The 18,481-nt window shown below is 69.3% G+C and carries 18 protein-coding genes and 3 pseudogenes; 15 read left to right on the plus strand and 6 right to left on the minus strand.

Going from position 1 to position 18,481, the window contains the following annotated elements; genetic code table 11:
* From A5622_RS22040 to A5622_RS22050, 3 genes are all read left to right on the plus strand, one after another.
* A partial coding sequence (locus tag A5622_RS22040) for an FAD-dependent oxidoreductase (protein WP_197499574.1) occupies positions 1 to 685 on the plus strand: 685 nt, incomplete at its 5' end.
* Positions 682 to 1,689, plus strand: coding sequence for a DUF5914 domain-containing protein (locus tag A5622_RS22045; protein WP_066881215.1), 1,008 nt, complete (start codon positions 682 to 684; stop codon positions 1,687 to 1,689). The genes A5622_RS22040 and A5622_RS22045, both read left to right, overlap by 4 nt.
* A 216-nt stretch (positions 1,690 to 1,905) precedes the next feature.
* The gene (locus tag A5622_RS22050; RefSeq protein WP_066881217.1) at positions 1,906 to 4,173 is read left to right on the plus strand and encodes a catalase; all 2,268 of its coding nucleotides are present in this window, start codon (positions 1,906 to 1,908) and stop codon (positions 4,171 to 4,173) included.
* Positions 4,174 to 4,254: 81 nt separating this feature from the next.
* Here the strand turns inward: A5622_RS22050 and A5622_RS22055 are convergent, their stop codons facing one another.
* Positions 4,255 to 4,509, minus strand: a complete 255-nt coding sequence (locus A5622_RS22055) for a hypothetical protein (protein WP_066862212.1) — start codon at positions 4,507 to 4,509, stop codon at positions 4,255 to 4,257.
* Between the two features lie 164 nt (positions 4,510 to 4,673).
* Here A5622_RS22055 and A5622_RS22060 point away from each other — a divergent pair, with 164 nt between their 5' ends.
* The 4 genes from A5622_RS22060 (at position 4,674) to A5622_RS22075 (ending at position 6,404) form a co-directional block, all read left to right on the plus strand.
* Positions 4,674 to 5,102 carry a hypothetical protein gene (locus tag A5622_RS22060; protein ID WP_156748804.1) on the plus strand — a complete coding sequence of 143 codons (429 nt, stop codon included), beginning with the start codon at positions 4,674 to 4,676 and terminating at the stop codon, positions 5,100 to 5,102.
* The gene (locus A5622_RS22065) at positions 5,099 to 5,314 is read left to right on the plus strand and encodes a DUF2945 domain-containing protein (protein WP_066862218.1); all 216 of its coding nucleotides are present in this window, start codon (positions 5,099 to 5,101) and stop codon (positions 5,312 to 5,314) included. The genes A5622_RS22060 and A5622_RS22065 overlap by 4 nt, the downstream gene beginning before the upstream one ends.
* A 28-nt stretch (positions 5,315 to 5,342) precedes the next feature.
* Positions 5,343 to 5,678, plus strand: a complete 336-nt coding sequence (locus A5622_RS22070) for a DUF3140 domain-containing protein (RefSeq protein WP_066881219.1) — start codon at positions 5,343 to 5,345, stop codon at positions 5,676 to 5,678.
* A 150-nt stretch (positions 5,679 to 5,828) separates the two neighbouring features.
* Positions 5,829 to 6,404 (plus strand): MarR family winged helix-turn-helix transcriptional regulator, encoded by a 576-nt coding sequence (locus A5622_RS22075; protein ID WP_066881221.1) that lies wholly within the window; start codon positions 5,829 to 5,831, stop codon positions 6,402 to 6,404.
* On the opposite strand, the gene A5622_RS22080 is transcribed toward A5622_RS22075, so the two are convergent.
* Positions 6,401 to 7,651, minus strand: coding sequence for a glycosyltransferase (locus A5622_RS22080; protein ID WP_066881223.1), 1,251 nt, complete (start codon positions 7,649 to 7,651; stop codon positions 6,401 to 6,403). The two genes, A5622_RS22075 and A5622_RS22080, sit on opposite strands and share 4 nt — an antisense overlap.
* A gap of 11 nt (positions 7,652 to 7,662) precedes the next feature.
* Complete coding sequence (gene fni, locus A5622_RS22085) at positions 7,663 to 8,709, minus strand: type 2 isopentenyl-diphosphate Delta-isomerase (RefSeq protein WP_066881225.1); 1,047 nt, start codon at positions 8,707 to 8,709, stop codon at positions 7,663 to 7,665.
* 145 nt (positions 8,710 to 8,854) lie between these two features.
* Between fni and A5622_RS22090 the strand changes: the two genes are divergently transcribed.
* The 4 genes from A5622_RS22090 to A5622_RS22105 all read left to right on the plus strand — a co-directional run bounded on the left by A5622_RS22090 (position 8,855) and on the right by A5622_RS22105 (position 13,588).
* Positions 8,855 to 10,963, plus strand: coding sequence for an MMPL family transporter (locus A5622_RS22090; RefSeq protein ID WP_066881227.1), 2,109 nt, complete (start codon positions 8,855 to 8,857; stop codon positions 10,961 to 10,963).
* A complete protein-coding gene (locus A5622_RS22095) occupies positions 10,960 to 11,439 on the plus strand; it encodes a TspO/MBR family protein (protein ID WP_066881228.1) in 480 nt (159 codons plus the stop codon). The genes A5622_RS22090 and A5622_RS22095 overlap by 4 nt, the downstream gene beginning before the upstream one ends.
* A 2-nt stretch (positions 11,440 to 11,441) precedes the next feature.
* Complete coding sequence (locus A5622_RS22100) at positions 11,442 to 12,770, plus strand: deoxyribodipyrimidine photo-lyase (RefSeq protein WP_066881230.1); 1,329 nt, start codon at positions 11,442 to 11,444, stop codon at positions 12,768 to 12,770.
* 266 nt (positions 12,771 to 13,036) lie between these two features.
* Positions 13,037 to 13,588 (plus strand): DUF4333 domain-containing protein, encoded by a 552-nt coding sequence (locus A5622_RS22105; RefSeq protein WP_066881232.1) that lies wholly within the window; start codon positions 13,037 to 13,039, stop codon positions 13,586 to 13,588.
* Here A5622_RS22105 and A5622_RS22110 read toward each other — a convergent pair.
* On the minus strand, positions 13,585 to 14,322 hold the full coding sequence (locus A5622_RS22110) for an acyltransferase (protein ID WP_066862245.1): 738 nt from the start codon (positions 14,320 to 14,322) through the stop codon (positions 13,585 to 13,587). The genes A5622_RS22105 and A5622_RS22110 overlap by 4 nt on opposite strands.
* A gap of 141 nt (positions 14,323 to 14,463) precedes the next feature.
* On the opposite strand from A5622_RS22110, the gene A5622_RS22115 reads away from it, so the two are divergent.
* Together A5622_RS22115 and A5622_RS22120 are read left to right on the plus strand one after the other, a co-directional pair.
* The gene (locus A5622_RS22115) at positions 14,464 to 15,741 is read left to right on the plus strand and encodes a PQQ-binding-like beta-propeller repeat protein (RefSeq protein WP_197505101.1); all 1,278 of its coding nucleotides are present in this window, start codon (positions 14,464 to 14,466) and stop codon (positions 15,739 to 15,741) included.
* Positions 15,742 to 15,759: 18 nt separating this feature from the next.
* Positions 15,760 to 16,149, plus strand: coding sequence for a DUF6264 family protein (locus A5622_RS22120; protein WP_066881236.1), 390 nt, complete (start codon positions 15,760 to 15,762; stop codon positions 16,147 to 16,149).
* On the opposite strand, the gene A5622_RS22125 is transcribed toward A5622_RS22120, so the two are convergent.
* Together A5622_RS22125 and A5622_RS22130 are read right to left on the minus strand one after the other, a co-directional pair.
* Positions 16,146 to 16,829: an esterase gene (locus tag A5622_RS22125; RefSeq protein ID WP_066881238.1), complete on the minus strand. Its 684-nt coding sequence runs from the start codon at positions 16,827 to 16,829 to the stop codon at positions 16,146 to 16,148. The genes A5622_RS22120 and A5622_RS22125 overlap by 4 nt on opposite strands.
* Before the next feature lie 70 nt (positions 16,830 to 16,899).
* A pseudogene (locus A5622_RS22130) lies at positions 16,900 to 17,958 on the minus strand (class I SAM-dependent methyltransferase); the annotation flags it as partial.
* Here A5622_RS22130 and A5622_RS22135 point away from each other — a divergent pair.
* Positions 17,938 to 18,270, plus strand: a pseudogene (locus A5622_RS22135) (SAM-dependent methyltransferase); the annotation flags it as partial. The pseudogenes A5622_RS22130 and A5622_RS22135 overlap by 21 nt on opposite strands.
* A pseudogene (locus A5622_RS28585) lies at positions 18,228 to 18,481 on the plus strand (class I SAM-dependent methyltransferase); the annotation flags it as partial. The pseudogenes A5622_RS22135 and A5622_RS28585, both read left to right, overlap by 43 nt.

Raw genomic sequence — 18,481 nt, forward strand, 5'->3', positions numbered from 1 at the left:
CGATGACCACTGCGAGGTCGACGCCGTCGTATTGGCCACCGACGTCGCGGGTTTACAGCGGATCGTCGCGGCGTCCCCGGATCTGGGCACCGAGGCCTGGCGCACCCAGATCTCGCGGCTGCGCAGCGCGCCGCCGTTCGCCGTGCATCGGCTGTGGCTCGACCGACCGGTCGCGGCGCACCGGCCGGCGTTTTTGGGCACCGCCGGCCATGAACCGCTCGACAACATCAGCGTGCTGGAGCGCTACGAAAGCGAAGCCCGCGACTGGGCCGGCGCGCATCATGGTTCGGTGGTCGAGTTGCACTCGTACGCCCTGGATTCCGCGCCGTCGCGGGACGCCGCGCTACGACAGCTACACAGGGTGTATCCGGAAACCGCTGCGGCGCAAATCGTCCACGAAAAGCTGCTGCATCGCAGCGACTGCCCGCTGTTTGCGCCGGGCTCCTATCCCTTCCGTCCCCCGGTCCGCACGCCCACGCCGGGCTTGTTGCTGGCCGGCGACGCCATCCGCATCGACTTGCCGGTGGCGCTCATGGAGCGCGCCGCAACCACCGGCTGGTGCGCCGCGAACCAACTCCTGCAACGATGGGGATTAGCCGGACACCCGTTGGCCACGGTACCCACCCAAGGCCGGTCACCGCTGCTTCGATGGCTTGCCGCCCGCGAAAGATCCACCACACCATGAAGTTCCGCGAACAGCTACAGCAGCGCCTGTCCGCCACCCGGACCAAAGGGTGGCCACTGCAGGTGATCCCACGCATGTCGTGGGCCGATCAACGCCCGACCTATCGCGACGCGCAACCCGCCATCATCGAGGGCGCGCTGCGCCGCTCGCAGCGCAAACCCACCGGCAACTGGTACGCCTTCGCCGCCAGTCACCAGGTCCCCGCCGGGCGCCCAGTCGGCGCCCGGGTCGCCGGCGTCGAGGTCGTGGCCTGGCGCGACGACCGCGGGCGGTTGTGCGTGGGGCCCCGCAGTTGCCCCCATTTGGGTGCCGACCTCGCCACCGGCACCGTGCACCGGGGCGCGCTGATCTGCCGCTGGCACGGGCTGACCCTGGACGGACACGCGCGCGAATTCGGCTGGAGCCCGTTGCCCAGTCATGACGACGGTGTCCTGGCATGGGTGCGGCTCGACGCGGTGGGCACGGAGGACCCGCTGGACCGGCCGGTGATTGCGCAGCGGCCGGCCGGCGACACCCTGAGCGCGGTCGCCCACGTGGTGGGGGTCTGCGAACCGAGCGACGTCATCGCCAACCGGCTCGATCCGTGGCATGGGGCGTGGTTTCACCCCTACTCGTTCACCCGGCTCGACGTGCTCACCACCCCCACCGAAGAGGCGGACCGATTCATGGTGGCGGTGACCTTCCGGATGGGACGCGTCGGAGTCCCTGTCGTCGCGGAGTTCAGTTGCCCGGAGGCACGCACCATCGTCATGCGCATCGTGGACGGGGAGGGCGCGGGCAGCGTCGTCGAAACCCATGCGACACCAATGGGTTCGGGTCCCGACGGCCGACCGCGCACCGCGGTGCTGGAGGCCACCATCGCGCATTCGGACCGGCCCGGTTTCACGCGCGCCGCTCGGGCGGCGCCGCTGATCACACCGTTCATGCGTTACGCGGCCACCAAACTGTGGCGCGACGACCTCGCCTACGCCGAGCGCCGTTACCAGGTTCGCGCAAGTTCGTAGGGTCAAGCCGCCAGCTGGTCTCTTGGCACGCTCCGTGCCGGGTTGTCCGTGCGGCGGCAGGTGCGCTGCCGACGCCAGACGGCACGACCAGTTTTGCCCGTTCCCAACTTTTATGCCCAAACCGGGGTTTCACCGCGCCGCTGAGGGGAACGCGGGGATAAGCCGCCTGATGCCTCAGGCGGCCGTATCTGAATTCATGCCAACCAAGGAGATTTGATGGCGGAGGACGGCGGGCGCAGCAACCCGGTCAAGGGTGTCGTCGAGGGCGTCAAGGCAGTGGCCAAGCAGGCCCTCGGCGCGGTGTCCGGCCAGGAGTATCTGGTCCGCGAAGGCAAGGCCCAGCAGGCTCAGGCCAGCGGCTACATTCCCAGCGCGCCGGGCGCCGAGCCGCCAGAGGTGGCGGAGCCGACGACGCCGCGGGAGCCGTTGCCGCCCAAGAACGACCAAATCGCCCCGGAACTTCGGACCGCGACCGGGACACCGGTCGAAGGCCCGACCACCGCGCGCGGGCAGCAGGGCGACTACCTGACCACCGCTCAGGGTGTGCGGCTGTATGACACCGATCATTCGCTGAAGGCCGGTGAACGCGGCCCGACGCTACTGCAAGATCACCATCTGCGCGAGAAGATCACCCATTTTGATCATGAGCGCATTCCGGAACGGGTGGTCCACGCCCGTGGCGCGGGCGCCCACGGTGTGTTCCGGGGCAACGGCGCGGCCGAAAAAGTCTGCAAGGCAGGGTTTCTCAAGTCCGGCGTCGAGACGGCGGTATTCGTCCGATTCTCCACCGTGATCGGCTCACGTGGATCGGCCGACACCGTGCGGGACACCCGAGGATTCGCCACCAAGTTCTACACCCACGAGGGAACGTTCGACCTGGTGGGCAACAACATCCCGGTGTTCTTCATCCAGGACGGCATCAAATTCCCCGACATCATCCACGCGGCCAAGCCGCACCCGGATCGCGAGATCCCGCAAGCCCAGACCGCGCACGACACCTTCTGGGATTTCGTGTCGCTGCACACCGAGGCATCCGCGCACACCATGTGGGCCATGTCCGACCGCGCGATCCCGCGGTCTTACCGGACCATGGAGGGCTTCGGCGTCCACACGTTTCGGCTGGTCGCGCCCGACAACACCACCTCGCTGGTGAAGTTCCACTGGAAGCCGCGCCTGGGGGTGCATTCGCTGGTGTGGGAGGAGGCGCAGATCGCCGCCGGCGTCGACCCCGACTTCCACCGCCGTGACCTCGCCGATGCGATCGAGGCGGGCGCCTATCCCGAATGGGATCTGGGCATCCAGGTGTTCCCGGACACCCCGGAGCAGATGTTCGAAGGCATCGATCTGCTCGACTCGACCAAGATCGTGCCCGAGGAGTTGGCCCCGGTTCAAATCATCGGCACCATGCAACTCAACGCCAACCCGACCAACTTCTTCGCCGAGACCGAGCAGGTGGCGTTCCACATCGGTCATCTGGTTCCCGGCATCGACGTCACCGACGACCCGCTGTTGCACGCGCGGTTGTTCTCCTACCTCGACACGCAGATCACCCGCCTGGGTGGTCCCAATTTCGCGCAGATCCCGATCAACCGTCCGCACGCGCCGGTCAACGACATGTTGCGGGACGGGTTTCACCAACACGGCGTACATCCCGGCAATGCGCCGTACCGTCCGAATTCCATTGACGGTGGGTGCCCTTTCGCCGCCGGAGCCGATCTCGCCGCCTTCATCGAGTCCCCGGTCCCGCTGCCCGTGTCGACCAAACGTCGCGCAAATCCCGCGAGTTACGACGATCACTTCAGTCAGGCGACCTTGTTCTACCGGAGCCTGCAGCCCGTCGAACAAGCCCATGTCGTCGAGGCGTTCGCCTTCGAGTTGGGTAAATGCTACGAACAGGTGATCAAGGAACGCGAGCTCGCGGTCCTCGCGAAGATCGACACCGAACTGTGCGCCGCCGTCGCCGCGCGGCTGGGTTTGGAGCCGCCCGTTCCGGCCGCGGCGCCTGCCGCCCCGGCGGTCAGCCCGGCGCTGTCGCAAGTCGGCCAACGGTGGCCGGTGGCCGGTCGCCGCATCGGCATCCTCACCGACGCCGAGTCCGACACCGGCCAGGTGACGGCGGCGGTGGCCGCGATCACCGCGGCCAAGCTGGTTCCGCTCGTGTTCGCGTCGCATGGCGGAAAGCTGAACCGCGACGGCGGCCCAACGGTTTCTCGCACGTATGCGACGGGACGATCCGTGGAGGTCGACGCCGTTCTCGTCGCTGGATCACCGGTCGAGGCCGGTGCGCGAACCCTCGTGGACGAGGCGTTCCGTCACCTCAAGCCGATCGGCGTGCTGCCGCAGGGGACCAATCTGCTTGCGGCAGCGGGCCTTCCGGCGGAAGGAGAAGGTATCTTCACGGGCTCGGACGCGTCGGACATCGTCTCCTCGCTCGTCGCCGGCCTCGAGGAGCACCGGGTGTGGAACCGCGTAGTCCCCACCTGACCGGTCCCGGGGATCGGCGAACCGGAATGTTTCACGCCGCTGCCTCGCGGCGATCGTGACACGCACCCGGCGCAGCCGAGCCTACTTCGTGCCTTCCGGACCCGTCGCCGCCATGCCATCAGGGCTGGTGGCGGAGGAAGTGGTCGCCGTGGTGACCGAGCGGTGCCGGCCGCGGGCCGAACGCCGCCACACCAGCACTGACGCACCCGTAAGCAGGACCGCCAACGCGATCGCGGTGGGCCACATGGCCAACTGCGCGAGCCACAAGCGCCGTTGCAGGCGCAGCACTTTACGTTCGGCGCGGCCCAGCCGTCGCGACGTTTCGATCACGGTCATCGCCAGATCAGATACCCGGGGCGGAGTCGTTCAAACCGTCGCGGCGCGCGGCGAGGTCATCGCACCAAGCAGTTAACCATTCAGCTGATGAACCACCGGATCCGACGATTCGCACCGCCCCGCGGCGGGAATGCTCCGACCAACAGGGGGAAAGCATGGACGGCATGGCAAATGGCGAGATCGACGGCGTGGCGCAGGCGGTAGGTAAGGTGACCGAGGCGCTGGAAACCATCGAGCGCGCCCGCGGGCATCTGTATTCCTTTCATCAGCTCACCGGCCGGGCCGACCTGCAACTCGACGAGGCGGTGGCGCGGCTGCGCGAAACCGGCCACGCCGATCTGGCGCAACACATCAGCACCGAGCTGATCGGACGCAACGTCCTGCCGGGCCGGTGGAGCTTCCAGGTGCTGGAGGACTACGACGACGGCTACTACCGCTGCTTCACACAGATCGAACAGCTGGTGCGAAGCCGGCTCACCGAGGGGCGGCGCCACGTCTACGAGATGGCCCTCAAGGAGCGTCGACGCACCGACGGACACCCGGCCCACACCGCCTCCCCCAGCGACGAATCGGCGAAAGGTGAATCCCGGTGAGCGACAAGCAATTCAAAAAGGGCGACAAGGTCGAGTGGCAAAGCCACGGCACCACGGTCCGGGGCACGGTCGAGGGCAAGATCACCTCCGACACCCAGGCCGCCGGGCGCACGGTGCGGGCGTCCGAGGACGAGCCGCAGTACAAGGTGCGCAGCGACAAGACGGGAGCCGACGCGGTACACAAGCCCGAATCGCTGCGCCGCGCAAAGTGATGCGCGACAACCGCATCGAGGAGTCACCGTGACCGACGACCAACACACCACCTGGGAGCGCTTCCGGGACACCGTCAACATGACGGCGCGCGAGCTGGAAAACTGGCTCGGCACCGAGGAATCGAAGAGTGTCGGCGAAAAGCGGAGCGGAGCCGAGTCCACCGGCCACGCCAGTGGCCGTCACATCGTCAAGATACTCAAGGCCAAACGCGCCGACCTCACCGAGGCCGACTACGCGCACATGCGAAAGGTGGTCGGTTATGCCAAGCGCCACCTGGCGCAACGCCCGCAGGGCGACATCGATGAAAGCCCCTGGCGGTACTCGTTGATGAACTGGGGCCACGACCCCGCGAAGTCCCGATAGCGCCCGCTCGGCGCGGCTGAGCCGCCGCGACGGCGATCCGCCGAGGGTGCCGTAGGCTGATGGCCACCGAACGCTCCGGCGCGTTTCGACTGCCGCGGATAGCGGTCACCGATACGCTGGCCGGCGTATTTGCAAAAAGGATGCGGGTAAGTGACCAAGCGCGCCGCCGCTGACCGGCGACCAGATCGAGCCGAACTCGAGAAATTGATGTCGGCCGACATGCGCGCGATCACCGCCCAGTCCGACCGCATCGGCCGCCACTTCGCCCGGCAAAACGATGTCAGCAGCACGGATTTTCACGCGTTGCTGCACATTATGGTCGCCGAAACCGCCGGGGAGCCGTTGACGGCGGCCCAGTTGCGCCGCCGCATGGACGTCTCACCGGCCGCGATCACCTACCTGGTCGACCGCATGATCGACGCTGGCCACGTCCGTCGCGAACCCGATCCCCAGGACCGGCGCAAGACCCTGCTTCGCTACGAGAAGCCGGGCATGGCGCTGGCCCGCTCGTTCTTCACTCCCCTTGGCGCCGAGCTACATACGGCGCTGGCCGACCTTCCAGATCGCGACCTGGCGGCGGCGCATCGGGTGTTCACCGCGATGATCGAGGCGATGGCCAGCTTCGAATCACGGCTGGCCACACCGGGTCCGAAGACGCCCGCGGCCCCCGAACCTAAGGTCAAGGGTCATCGCGGTCCGGCGAGACGCGGCGCCGCGCCCGACTAGTGAACCGGCCGCTCGGCGGCGCAGCCCAGTAGCCGCTGCTCGATAAGGTCGGCGCCGTGGGCCACGCCCCCCGTCGCGGCGAGCCCGGCGGCCACCCGTTGCGCGCCGTCGGCCATCGTCATCGCCTTGCGTACCTTGGCTCTCAGTCGCGCCACGGTGAGCTTCTTGGCGGTCAACCGGGTTCCACAGCGGGCCATCTCCACTCGCCTGGCGACCTCGGCCTGATCGCGCGCGAAGGGCACAACGCAGACCGGCACTCCCCGATCGAGGGCCTTCAACGTCGTGCCCATCCCCCCGTGCGTGATGGCGCAGCTGGCGCGGGCGAGGATGGCCGCGTGCGGCACGAACCGGCGCACGGTCGCGTTCTCGGGTCGCGGCAGACCAGCGGGCACACCGGCCGGGAACGTCGCCACGACGTGCACGTCCTCGTCGGCGAGCGCGCGCAACGCGATTCGTCCCAACGCCTCGTCACCCTGGCGCAACGAGGAGGTGTTCACCAGCACCATCGGACGTTCGATGGCGTCGATCCACTCCGGTGCGGCGGCCGTCGAGGGCTCGAATGCGCAGGCACCGATGTGGTGCACCACGCCGGACCATCCCGGATGCGGGTACTCGAACGGCTCGCCGCCGACCGCCAATACCAGCGGCGCGCGCCGGATGAAGCCGTCCACCGAGGTGACCGGCGGCAGGTCCAGCCCGGCGCGAATGGCGTTGACGCGAGGCAACATTGGCCGGTCGAACAGGTGCCTGACGATCGGCCGCACCGTGGCGTCACGGACCTCACCGACGATGCCCGGCAGCGGACGAAATCCGGGACCGAATGGTGGCACCCCGCGCGATCGCAGGTAGGGGGTGAACGGTGAGAACAACAGCCACGGAAGGTCCCCGGCGTCCGCGGCCGACAGGGCTCCCCAACAGTTCGCGTCCACGATCACCGCATCCGGCCGGGTCGCGCCCACCGCACGCCGAAAGTCGTCGACTTCCAGCACCGCCCGCCGGCACAGCACGTCGATGGTTAACTTCAACACTCCCAAGGTATTTCGCGCCTGCCAGTCGTTGCCGGCGATCGCCTCGATCCGCGGATCGACCGGCTCGGCGTGCACGCCGATGGATCGCATCGTCGAAACACCGGCCGACATGGTGCGCAGGTGCACCTCGTGTCCGCGCCGGGTCAGCTCGGCGAGCAGCGCCCCGGCCGGCAGCAGATGCCCCAGGGCGGGCGAGCCGTAGGCCAAGATGACGGCCACCTCGCGCGGGCCTAGTCCGCGCCGACGAGTTCGACGCCGCGCAGGTCCGCCAGGTTCGCGGCACCACAGCCGTGCAGGCAGATCCGCAGCTCGTCGATGAACGGCTGCAGCCAGTCGACCACGGCGGCACTCGATTCGATGGCGGCCGGCAGCAGCGGCCGGGCGACCGCCACGACATCGGCACCGAGTGCGATCGCCTTGGCCGCATCCATACCGGTGCGGATGCCACCGGAGGCCACCAAGGGGATCGCCGGTAGCACCTCGCGCACCTCGACTATGGCGCGGGCGGTCGGGATGCCCCAGTCGGCCAGGTGCGGGTAGCGCAGTTCGCCGTACCGCACGAACTGCTCGACGCGCGACCACGACGTGCCGCCGGCGCCCGCGACGTCGATTCCGGCCACCGGCAATTCGCCTTCTCCCCCGACCAGTTCCGCGGCCGCCGCGCCGCCGATGCCGTGCCCGACCTCCTTGAGCAGCACCGGATAGTCGACGGTGGCGGCGGCCTCGCGCAACCTGTTCAGCGACCCGGCGAAGTCGGTGTCGCCGTTGTGTTGCATCGCCTCCTGGAGCGGATTGGTATGCACGGCAAGCGCATCGGCGCCCACTCGGTCCAGGGCCTTCGCCAGATCCGGCGCGGCGGCCTTGGTCAGTTGCGCCAAGCCGATGTTGCCGAACAGCAAGACATCCGGCGCCACATCGCGCACCGTGAAGCTGTCCGCCGCCCGCTCCCCCAGCGCACTGTCCAACATGATCCGCTGCGAGCCCAGCATCATGCCCAAACCCAGCTGCTGGGCCGCCGCGGCCAGGTTGCGGTTGATCGTCCCGGACAACTCCGCACCCCCGGTCATCGCGCCGATGAGGATAGGCGACCGCAGGCGGGCACCGAAAAAGTCGGTGGACAAATCGATGTCGCCCAGGTTGGTCTGGGTCAGCGCGTTGTACGGCAGTTCATAGCGGTCCAGCCCGGTGGTGACGCCGTCGTAGCCGACCGGCTCGCTCAGGCAGACATCGATGTGCCGCCGCTTGCGGGTGGTCATCTCGCCGCGGTCAGCGGTCATCGCAGGTACCCCTCGCGTCCGACACTGCCCCCGGCCCCGCGTCCATAATGTCCATAGTGCCCCCTCCTGCGTACCGCCGGCGCCGTCGCGTCGCGATGCGTCATTTCAGTTGATTAATGTTTAACAAACTGAAAGGGTTGTAAACGTGGTGTGGGATTCCGTGGCCGCCGCCGTGACGGGGCGGCGTTGCTGGCTGCTCGCGCTGATCGCGGCCGCGCTCGGTGTCGGGTTGATGGTCCTGATCGGCGGTAACGCCGCCGCGGGCCAATCCCCGCAATCCGTTCCAGTCGATGCGCAATCCGCCCGGGTCGAGACCCTGGCCAGGCAGTTTCCCGGGGGTGACAAGGCGCCGCTGATCGTGGTGGTCAGCCGCACCGATGCAGGCGTGCTGACCGCGTCCGACCGCGACGCCGCCCAGGCCGCTCGGGACCGCGCGCTGGCGGCCTCGCGGCCCGGCGCGAATGCGGCGGCGACCCCGCTGCTGCCGTCGAGCGACGGCAGGGCCGCCCAGGCCGCGGTCCCCATCGACGCCGACCTGTCCGGGCTCGAGCTCTCCGACGCCGTCACCACGCTGCGCACGGCCGCGGCCACCGGCCTGCCCGGGCAGCTGCAGGTGCACGTGACCGGCGGCCCCGCCTTCGGGGCGGACATCGCCGGCGCGTTCGCGGGCGCCAACATCACCCTGCTCGCGGTGACGACGTCGGTGGTGGCGCTGCTGCTGATCGCCACCTACCGCTCCCCGGTGCTGTGGCTGGTCCCGCTGCTCGTCGTCGGATTCGCCGATCGAGTGGCCGCGGCGCTCGGCACGGCGGTCGCATCGCTGACCGGGCTGAGTTTCGACGGCGCCACCTCCGGGATCACCAGCGTGCTGGTTTTCGGCGCCGGCACCAATTACGCGCTGCTGCTGATCTCCCGGTATCGACAAGAGCTGCACCGCCATTCCGCGCACCGCGCCGCCCTGCGCGAGGCCGTGCGCAGGGCGGGGCCGGCCATCGTCGCCAGCAACGCCACCGTGGTGTTGGCGTTGCTCACCCTGCTGTTCGCGTCCACCCCGAGCACCCGCAGCCTGGGCGCGCTCGCGGCGTGCGGCCTTGTCGTCGCGGCGATTTCGGTGCTGGTGATCCTCCCCCCGCTGCTGGCCGGCTGCGGGCGGCGATTGTTCTGGCCGTTCATCCCGCGCGCGGACGACGGCGACCCCCTCGGAGCCGGCGCGTGGCTTCGCGTCGCGGAATGGGTGAATCGGCGCCCCGCTCTGGTGGCGGCGGTCGCCGTCGCGGTGCTGGCGGTCCTGGGCACCGGCCTGCTGGGAACCCGGATCGGCCTGACGCAGACCGAACAGTTCCGCCTGCGCGCCGACTCCGTGGTGGGATACCAGGTTGTGGCCCAACACTTTCCGGCCGGACTGACCAACCCGACGCTGGTCATCGGACGCACGGATCACGCCTCGGCGCTGCGGCAGGCAATCACCGCCACCCCCGGCGTCGTCTCGGTGACCGAGTCCGGCCGATCGGAGTCCGGGCTGACGAAGTGGTCGGTGGTGATCGACGCGCCGCCGTCGTCGAATCAAGCTTTCAATGCAGTTGCGGCACTGCGGAATTCGACGCGAGCCGTGGACCCCGCGGCGTTGGTGGGCGGGCCCGACGCGCAGGCCCTCGACGTACGTGATGCGGCCACTCATGACCGGCTGCTGCTGATCCCGGCGATCCTGGCCGTCATCCTGGTCGTGCTGTACGCGGTGCTGCGCTCGGCCCTGGCGCCACCGACGCTGCTGGCCGCGACGATCCTGGGCGCGTTGGCCGCGCTGGGCATGGGTGGGTGGGCGAGCCTGCACGTCTTCGGGTTCCCGGCGCTGGACAACACCACCCCGCTGTTCGCGTTCTTGTTCTTGGCGGCGCTCGGGGTGGACTACACGATCTTTCTGGTCACCCGGGCCCGCGAGGAAGCCGCGCGGCCCGGCGCCCGCGCTCCGATGGTGCGCGCTGTATCGGCTACCGGTGGCGTGATCACCAGTGCCGGAATCGTTTTGGCCGCCGTGTTCTGCGTGCTCGGGGTGTTGCCGTTGATCGTGTTGACCCAGCTTGGCATCATCGTCGGCCTGGGAATCCTGCTCGACACCTTCGTGGTGCGCACGCTGGTCATCCCGGCGTTGTTCGCCCTCATCGGCGACCGGATCTGGTGGCCGACCAATCCAACACGCACCAAAACCGTTGAGCAACAAGCGGACCGGAAACAACCAGAACGGAGCACGCCATGAACAGGTCGATACTGGCCGCGACCAGCCTGGCCGTGGCCGCAACCGCCGCAGCCGGCAGCGTCGCCAGCCGCGACGCCACGTCCCGGTGGTACTCGCGGCTTCGCAAGCCCGCCTACCAGCCGCCCCGTGCCGCCTTCCCCGCGGCGTGGACCACGCTCTACGGGGACATCGCGGTCACGTCGGCGGCAACCCTCGACCGTCTGAAGGCAACCGGGCAGCACGACAAGGCCCGCGCATATGCGGCGGCGCTGACGGCGAACCTGGTCCTGAACGCCGGATGGAGTTGGCTGTTCTTCCGGTACCACAAACTCGGGGGCGCCATGATTGGGGCGGCGGCGCTGACGGCCAGTAGCGCCGATCTGGTCAGGCGCACGGCGCAAGCCACACCGCGCGGCGCGCTGGCGTTGCTGCCCTACCCCTTGTGGTGCGGCTTCGCGACCGTTTTGTCCACCCACATCTGGCGACTCAACCGCTGACTATGCCGGCATTGCTGTGGTTTCGCCGCGATCTGCGGTTGCGCGATCATCCGGCGCTGCTCGCCGCGGCCGAGAACGAGGAGGTGCTCGCCTGCTTCGTGCTGGACCCGCGCCTGGAAAAGTCCTCGGGGCAACGCCGACTGCAGTACCTCGGTGACTCGCTGCGCCGGCTGCGCGACGATCTCGACGGCCGGCTGCTGGTCACCCGCGGGCAGCCCCACACGCAGATTCCCCGCATAGTCAAGGAAATCGGGGCGTCGTCGGTGCACATCTCCGAAGACTTCGCGCCGTTCGGCAAGCGCCGTGACGAGCGGGTGCGCGCGGCGCTGGGTCCGGTGCCGCTGATGGCGACGGGGTCGCCGTACCTCGTCTCACCCGGCCGCGTCACCAAACCCGATGGCTCGCCCTACCAAGTGTTCACCCCGTTCCTGCGCCAGTGGCGCAAGACCGGGTGGCGGGAACCGGCGAAGTCGAACGCGAAGTCCGCGCGCTGGCTGGATCCGGCGAGCCTGTCCATCAAGCAGTGCGACCTCCCCGATCCCGGACAGGCCCTCGAGGTGGCCGCAGGCGAGGCGGCGGCACGCAAACAATGGAAGTCGTTCGTCGACAACGGCTTACAAAGCTACGCCGAGGACCGCAACAGGCCCGACCTGACCGGGACCAGCCGCATGTCGGCGCACCTGAAGTTCGGCACCATTCATCCGCGCACCCTGGTCGCCGACCTGGACGCGCGAAGCGTCGGGGCGCAGGCCTTCTTGCGGGAGTTGGCTTTTCGCGACTTCTACGCCGACGTGCTGCACCACTGGCCGGCCAGCGCCTGGCGGAACTGGAACAGCGATTTCGACGGCATCCAGACCGACACCGGCGCGCAGGCCACCCGCCGCTTCGAGGCGTGGAAAGCCGGCGAGACGGGCTTTCCGTTCGTGGATGCCGGCATGCGTCAGCTGCGCGACACCGGATTCATGCACAACCGCGTGCGCATGGCCGTGGCCTCGTTCCTGGTCAAGGACCTGCACCTGCCATGGCAATGGGGGGCCGAATGGTTCCTGGACCAGCTGGTCGACGGCGACATGGCGAACAACCAGCACGGCTGGCAGTGGTGTGCGGGCTGCGGCACCGACGCCGCGCCCTACTTCCGGGTGTTCAACCCGATCACCCAGGGTGAGAAGTTCGACCCGGCGGGCGACTACATCCGGCGCTGGGTCCCGGAGCTGCGTTCGGCCGACGACGTGCACCTGCGCAAGGGTCAACGTCCCGACGGCTATCCCGAGCCGATAGTCGACCACGCCGCGGAGCTGGCCGAGGCGCTGCGGCGTTACCAGAGCATCTGAGCGCTCGATTCGCCGCCCAGGCGCTCCCGCCGGTTCCGCGAACTGACGCGCACCCTTCCGCCGTTTGCTAGCACCCGCGCCAGCGGAATCGGAAAGCGGATTATGGTGCGCAGACGTTACCGCTGTGACACGAGTGGCCGTTGGTGGGTCATGGACGCAGCAACGGCCACGCCCGCCGGCACCCGTTTGCTGAATCGTCCGCCCGAAACCGATGAGCATGCCAGGATCAGCCCATTCATCGTGGGCAAGCCGTTCGGGAGGCGACAATGACCAACTTCATCATCCGGGCGCTGCTGATCTCTGGCGCGGCGGCCGGACTCGCCGCGGGCGTCGGCGCCTGTTCGTGTTCCGTCGGCACCTCGCACTCGGTGAGCAAGAGCGATGTCGCCGGCCAGATCACCGCCAAAATGACCGACGCGGCGGGCAACAAACCGGAGTCGGTGAACTGCCCCACCGATCTGCCCGCGAAGGTCGGCGCGCAGATCAATTGCGACACGAAGGTCAAGGACCGGCCGTTCAACGTCAACGTCACGGTGACCAGCGTCAACGGCAAGGACGTCAAGTTCGACATGGTCGAGACGGTCGACAAGAACCAGGTCGCCGGCGCGATCAGCACCCAGGTGGGCCAGCAGGTCGGCCGCAAACCGGACGCGGTGACCTGCCCCGACAACCTCAAAGGCGTTGCGGGCGCGACGTTACGGTGTCAGCTCACCGACGGCGCCGACAAATACGGCGTGCTGGTGACCGTGACCGACGTCGACGCCGGCGACGTCAACTTCCACTTCAAGGTCGACGAGCGGCCGCAGGCCGCCGGCTAACGGGCCGCCTTCTTGCGCTCGATGTCGGCCAGCGCGGCCGCCAGTTCGGCGCGCTGGGCGGCCGAGCTCTCCCAGGCGAGCTGGCGGTTCTTCACCACCTTGGCCGGCGCGCCGACCGCGATCGAGTAGTCCGGGATCACCCCGCGGACCACCGCGTGAGACCCGAGCACGCAACCACGCCCGATGGACGTGCCCCGCAGCACCGATACCTTGACGCCCACCCAGGTGTCCGGACCGATCCGGACCGGGGACTTGACGATGCCCTGGTCCTTGATCGGCAGGTCGATGTTGTCCATGCGGTGGTCGAAATCGCAGACGTAGCACCAGTCGGCCATCAGCACCGAGTCGCCGAGCTCGATGTCGAGGTAGGCGTTGATCACGTTGTCGCGACCCAGCACCACCTTGTCCCCGAACCGCAGCGAACCCTCGTGCGCGCGGATGGTGTTCTTGTCGCCGATGTGCACCCAGCGGCCGATCTCAAGCTGCGCGAGCTCGGGCGTCGCATGGATCTCGACGCCCTTGCCCAGAAACACCATGCCGCGGGTGATGATGTGCGGGTTGGCCAGCTTGAACTTCAGCAGCCGCCAATAGCGCACCAGGTACCACGGCGTGTACGCCCGGTTGCGCAGCACCCATTTCAGCGAGGCCAGCGTGAGGAACTTGGCCTGGCGCGGGTCGCGCAGATTTGATCCACGCCAGCGACGATGGACCGGGGCACCCCACATGGATGTCATGGCCGGAAAGCCTAGTCGAGAGGCCAAGCGATACCCTCACGTGTACTCGATCGCCGCACCCGCCGAACGCCCCTGCGGAAGGACTTGGAAACCGACGTGCTTGCCCGACGACTCGTCAGTGGGCTACGGCGTTGTTCATCCGTGGCGCTGGCGGCCGTGCTCGCGGTGCCGCTGGGGGCCTGCGGCAACACCGACTCGTGGGTGGACGCCGCGGCCGCGCAAGGCTGGCCGGCCCAGTACGCCGACGCCGCCAACAGCAGCTACACCACCGTCGGCGGCGCCACCAAGCTGTCGCTGCAATGGACCCGGTCGGTCAAGGGAAGCCTGGCCGCCGGACCGGCGCTCAGCGCGCGCGGCTATCTGGTCCTCAACGCCCAGACGTCGGCGGGATGTTCGCTGATGGAGTGGGAGAACAACGACAACGGGCGGCAGCGCTGGTGTGTGCGGCTCGCACAGGGTGGGGGCTTCGGCGGCCCGCTGCTCGACGGTTTCGACAATGTCTATGTCGGCCAGCCCGGGGCCATGCTGTCCTTTCCGGTCACCCAGTGGACGCGGTGGCGCCAGCCGGTGATCGGCATGCCCACCACGCCGCGGTTCCTCGGGCAGGGCGAGCTGCTCGTCACGACCCACCTGGGGCAGGTGCTGGTCTTCGACTCCCATCGCGGCCAGGTGACCGGGAGCCCGCTCGATCTCGTCGACGGCGTCGACCCCACCGACCCCGCGCGCGGGCTCGCCGACTGCGCCCCGGCCCGCCAGGGCTGTCCCGTCGCGGCCGCGCCCGCCTTCTCGCCGGTCAATGGGATGGTGGTGCTCGGGGTCTGGCAGCCCGGCGCCCCGGCCGCGGGTCTGGTGGGGCTGAAGTACCACCCCGGGCAGACGCCGCTGCTCACCCGCGAATGGACCAGCGACGCCGTCGGCGCCGGCATCATCGCCAGCCCAGTGCTGTCGGCCGACGGATCGACCGTCTACGTCAACGGCCGCGACCAACGGCTGTGGGCGCTGCGCACCGCCGATGCGAAGGTGAAATGGTCGGCGCCGCTGGGCTTCCTGGCGCAGACGCCGCCCGCGGTCACCCCGCAGGGGCTGATCGTGGCGGGCGGCGGGCCCGACACCCGGCTGGCGGCGTTCAAGGACGCCGGTGATCACGCCGACCAGGTGTGGCGCCGCGACGACGTGTTCCCCCTGTCGACGTCGAGCCTGGCCGGCGGCGGCGTCGGCTACGCGGTGGTCAGCGGCCCACCGGCGAACGGCGCCCCCGGCATGTCGCTGCTGGTGTTCGATCCGGGCAGCGGCCGCACGTTGAACAGCTCTGCGCTGCCCGCGGCGACCGGGTATCCCGTCGGGGTATCGGTCGGCACCGATCGCCGGGTGGTGGCCGCCACCAGCGACGGCCAGGTTTACGGTTTTGCGCCGGCCTGACCGGGACATACTGCTGTAGTGCCGATCGACGACCCCGCGGCGCCCGGCGCCGCCACCACCAGTACCGCAGGAAGCGGCCGCAGCCACACCGCCGACACCGTGGCGACGGTCATCTTGCTGGTCATCCACGGCGGCCTCTACGGCGCGACCTTCGCGCTGCTGGGTCTGCTGGTGATGACCACCGATGCGTGCGGCTCCCGGCAGTGCGGCAATCCCGCCTGGATCGACCGGGCCATGAACCTGGCCACCTGGGGCGGCGCGGCCCTGTTGCTCATCGATATCGTGCTCGCGGTGTACCTGCTGGTGCGCCGGCAGCGGGCGTTTTTCGTCCCGATCATCGGGTGCCTCGCGCAGGTGGCGCTGGCGGTCGCCGCCGTCGCGATGGAGTTGCAGGCCGGCCCGGTCTAGATCGCCAGCGGCGGAATGGCGTTGCGCGGCACCTGGGCCTGCAGCGGCCCGCCGAACGCCGGCAGCATCTCGCCCGGGGCGAAGTAGAAGATCAGCTGATCGTCGGTGATGGCGAAGTTCTGGTAGTGCGTCGGGTCATGGCCGGTCGACGGCAAAATGGCGGCGCCCAAAGGGGTTTGGCGTTCCAGGTCGCGCTGCACGATCGGGAAGATGGCGTCCAGCGGCGTGGTGTTGGGAGGGAACAGGTTGTCGAAGGTCAGCGGCTGCTTGGTGCCCAGGTTGTAGTTGAAGGCCTTGTACCAGATCGACGAGTGCGATCCCCCGACGTCCTGGAAGAACTTGAGCACCACGCTGCGGGTGTTGTGCGGCGGCTGCCCGGCGCTGTGCTGTTCGGTGGTGGCCTCCAGCTGGTAGGGCTGGTCGCGGCCGCCGGAACTCTGCGCGACCGCGACGAAGCCGTCCCGGTTCTGGGTGATGTAGTCGGTCAGCGCCTGCTCGTCCGGGTAGTCGGCGGGGAAGGTCATGTTGAGCGTGTAGTTGGGGCCGGTGGCGTGCAGATGGCACAGCTGGCCGGCCTCGACGCTGCCGCCCAAACCGGCACACGACGGCGGCTCGGCCGCGGCCGGCCAGCCCACCAGGACCGCCGCCGCCAGCAGCGCAGCGGCTATCGGATAACGCATCGTGGAATCGTCCTCGCAGAGTGGCCAGGGCCGGTGACCCGGAGAAGTGACGCCGCCAGCGTACCCGGAGCTATCGGGAGGGCCGGCAAACGAATGCCATCGCCCGGCTGGCGGTCCGGGCGCCGATGCGGGCGATGACCACGGACAGCGGGCGGCTCCCGCGCAGCCGCATCCGTTTGCGCAGCGCGTCCGGGTCGACGTGCACCCCGCGCACCAGCACCTCGAGCGCGCCGCAGTCGCGAGCCGACAGCGCCTGGCGCAGGCGGCGCTCGTCGAAGACCAGCTGTTCGAGCACCTCAAACCCGCGGTCGGCGGCCGGTAGCGCATCACCGGAGAGGTAGGCGATGTCGGGGTCGAGCTGCCAGAGTCCGTGCCGGGCGCCGTAGTGGCGCACCAGCCCGGCCCGCACCACGGCGCCGTCCGGGTCGACGATCCAGCGACCGGCCGGCCGCACGCCGCAGTCGTCGGGATCGGTGTCGGTCAGCTGCTCGCCGCGGTCCAGCATGTTGGCCCGCCGGCCCACGCCGGGCCGCGCCAGCCCGGCCGACCACAGGCAGGCTTCCCGGACCGAACCCCGATACGACGTCACCTCGATCTCGCCGCCGAAGCCCAAGCGCCGCACCTCATCGAAATCGATTCCGGGAGCGCACTTTACGACGAAGTGCCGGTCGCGGTAGGTGTCGAGCAGCGAGTCCAGGCCGGGCCGGTAGTCGTCGATACGCAACCGGCGCCGGCCCTCGACGCGCCGGGCCGGGTCGGCGACGAGCACGGCGTCGCGGGTGATCGGGCGCAGGGCGTCGGCGCGGCAGAGCAGGGCCGCCTCCCCCACGTTGTGGCGGGCCATGGCCAGCCGCACCGGGTCGATATCGCTGCCCACCGCGGTGACCCCGCAGGCCCGCAGCGCGGCGAGCTCGGTGCCGATCGAACAGGTCACGTCGTGCACGACGAAATCGGGGGCGGCGCCGGCCAGTCGCCGGGCCCGGTGCAAGGCCACCGGCGCCGCGGTGGCCTGCTGCAGCGCCTCGTCGGTGAACAGCCACGCCGGCGTCGCAAGGCCGCCGAGTTTGTCCACCGCGCGGCGGCGCAACAGGACCGTCTCCACCAGGATCGCGGCGCGGTCACCGAATCGGCGCGGGCGGCGGCGCTGGAGGCCATCGTCGACCTGCACACCTTCACCCCGGGCGACCTGGAGCGGATGGCCGCCAACGCCGGGGCCGCCCAGGTGCGGACCGTCAGCGAGGAGTTCACCGCCGCGATGTTCGGCTGGCCGGTGCGCACCTTCGAGGCGTCGGTGCCGCCCGGGCGGCTGGGCTGGGGCTGGGCGAAGTTCGCCTTCAACGGCTGGAAGACGCTGAGCTGGGTGGACGCCAACGTGTGGCGCCGTGTGGTGCCGAAGGGCTGGTTCTACAACGTGATGGTGACCGGGGTCAAACCCTCCTGAGTGGTGGGCTGCGGTTCAGCGCGCAAGACGTCGGCTACCTGCGGTCGGCCGCGGGTGCCGCGGCGCTGGCGGAGGTCGCCCGGCTCGAGCTGACCGACGCCACCCGGGTCGCCGACGTCGCCGCCGCCCGCGCCCGATTCGGTGACCGCGCCGCGATCCTGGTGGAGACGGTCCTGTTGCGCCGCCGCGCGGTGGACAAACTCGGCGGCCT

The sequence above is a fragment of the Mycobacterium sp. 1245801.1 genome, from assembly GCF_001673055.1.
Taxonomy (GTDB): domain Bacteria; phylum Actinomycetota; class Actinomycetes; order Mycobacteriales; family Mycobacteriaceae; genus Mycobacterium; species Mycobacterium europaeum_A.